This is a genomic window from Mesorhizobium sp. M4A.F.Ca.ET.022.05.2.1, assembly GCF_003998845.1.
Classification (GTDB): domain Bacteria; phylum Pseudomonadota; class Alphaproteobacteria; order Rhizobiales; family Rhizobiaceae; genus Mesorhizobium.
The window spans coordinates 1-2,244 of record NZ_RZOJ01000629.1 but is presented as its reverse complement, the minus strand read 5'-3'; the positions used below and the strand labels follow the sequence as shown (position 1 = coordinate 2,244).

Annotated in this window: 2 protein-coding genes and 1 pseudogene; all 3 read right to left on the bottom strand. The window is 67.7% G+C overall.

The window, feature by feature from the left end:
* Positions 1 to 87 (bottom strand): annotated as a pseudogene (locus EN745_RS37375) (anti-sigma factor); the annotation flags it as partial.
* A complete protein-coding gene (locus EN745_RS33815; RefSeq protein ID WP_126055709.1) occupies positions 84 to 602 on the bottom strand; it encodes a sigma-70 family RNA polymerase sigma factor in 519 nt (172 codons plus the stop codon). The pseudogene EN745_RS37375 and the gene EN745_RS33815, both read right to left, overlap by 4 nt.
* Positions 603 to 743: 141 nt before the next feature.
* Positions 744 to 2,244 (bottom strand): DUF2339 domain-containing protein (locus EN745_RS33810; RefSeq protein WP_145992302.1); only part of this gene is annotated, 1,501 nt, incomplete at its 5' end.

Sequence of the window (2,244 nt, the reverse complement as noted above, 5' to 3'; positions counted from 1 at the left end):
GGCCTCATAGGCCATGCGCTCCTCGCCCGGCAGCTCGCCGTCAAGGGCCATGTGGATGTCGCGTTCGGAGAAATCGCGCCGGGTCATTTCTCGACGATCCTTATCGAGCGGCGGCGCGCCGTGTCATCCAGCAGGCCACGCAGTTCCTCGCGCCCGCGCGCGATGCGCGACATCAGCGTGCCGGCAGGCACGCCGAGGATATTGGCCGCCTCGGCATAGGAAAACCCTTCGATCGCCACCATGACCAGGGCTGCGCGGCGATCGGGGCTGATCGCCTGCAAGGCATCCATGATCTCGCGCGAGGCGATGCTCCCAACCTGATCGGCGGGAGCGGCCTGCGCCTCACCGGCCTCTAGCGGCAGCATCGCCGCCTCGCCGCGCCGGTTCACCTTGCGCATCTGGTCGATGAACAGATGATGCATGATCGTAAACAGCCACCTCCTGGGGCTTTCTCCCGTCTGCCAGTTGTCAAGCCTCACCAGCGCCCGCTCGAGGCAGTCCTGGACGAGGTCGTCGGCGGAATCGCGGTCGCGCAGCAGCGAGCGCGCGTAGCGGCGCAAACGCGGAATTTCGCCGAGGATCGCTGCCTTCTTTTCGTCCATGACCGCTGGTTTTCGAGGTCGTTTCCCATCCAGATTGAACGCGCCTTTCCGGCGCGGCGCAAGCAGCCAGCGCGAAGCGGTCCACCGCTCCGGTCACCCAAGCAATGGAATGAACGCTGGTGGGTGCGGATTTATTCCCGGCTAGCCGATCGTTTCTGCTTGTTCCGCCTTCTCATTCGCCGCGCGCGTCAGCAGCCGCTGGTAGAAGAGGCCGATGCCGATCAGCACGGCGCCGAGGCCGATAAAGGACAGCGCCCTGAGCACGCCTTCCAGCTCCGACATGTCGAACAGGAAGACCTTCAGCACGGCGATCGCGATCAGCGCTGCCGAGGCGACGCGCAGCACCTGCGACTTCAGCCACACTCCGGCGGTCAGCAGCGCGACACCGATGGCCAGCCAGAGCGCCGAATAGGTGTAGGTCTCCACCTGGCCGAGCCCGCTCCACAACCCGATGAACTCGCCCTTGAACAGCCGCCTGACCGACAGTGTCGCGTAGGCGAAGGCGAGCAGCGAGGCGACCAGCGCCAGCATCTGCGCATACCAGCGGGGGCGCTTGTCGCGGACGTAGAGCGCCAGCGCGCCGGTGGCGACCGCCGGCAGGAGATAGGCGAGGAACAGGAGGTTGAACACCGGGACCGTCCCTGTCGATTCGTCGGTGAACAGCGGGTTCAGCACCACGAAATGCCGGACGGCGACGAAGGCGACGGAGAGCACGCCGACGGCCATCGAGCCGTAGCGCAGCACCGAGCTTGGCGAGCGCCTGTCGATGGCGACCAGGATGGCGCCGGCGCCAATGGCGATCAGCGTGTAGATCGCCTGTTCGGCGAGCGTGACCGTGCCGGTGTCCAGCACACCGCCATGCATGGCGTGGCGCACCAATATGGCGAGCGTGAGCAGCGCGAAGAGCGTTGCCCCCGCTTCCATCGCCAGGCGCGGCCGGCCGTTTGTGGTGCGGGCGAGCTGCCAGGCGGCGAAGCCGAAGGCCAGCGCCGGCACGCCGTAGCCCGGCAGCAGCCAGTTGAAGACAGGCGTCGTCGACAGCGATGCAGCGCCGACGATGGTCGGGTCGTAGGCGACGCGGCCAAGCGTGGCGACGACGGCGCCAACCGAAATCCAGCCGAGCACCGGATAGGACCGCCAGCGGGTCGCCAGCGCCGGTACGACGGCCGCGGCGCCGACAAGCACGGTGGTCCAGCCGGAGCCGAAGGCCATGTGCAGCATCAACAGGGCGGCGATCGCCGCGCCGCCGAGCGCGAAGGAGACGGCGACGTCTCCCTTGAGCGGCGGCTCCTCGGCGCGCGCGATCCATTCACCGCCGGCGGCGAAGGCCACGACCAGAAGGACCGCGACCGCAGCGTAGAGGAAGTCGCGGTCGAGATTACCGAATGTGAACCATAGCGCCGTGAGCACGACCAACGGCGCGATCACGCCCCAGGCCGCCCAGGACGCCGACCGGATGCGGGCGGTTGCCACCCATCGATGCGCGGCCCAGAAGCCGGCGGCGATGAACAGCAGGCCGAGCCCGACGCCGATGTTGCGCGTCAACTGATCGGACACCACCACCGGCTGGCCGTCAACGCCGAGGCTGCCGCCGACGAACTCGGAACCGATCGAGGTCGGCGGGATGATGCCGAGATAGATC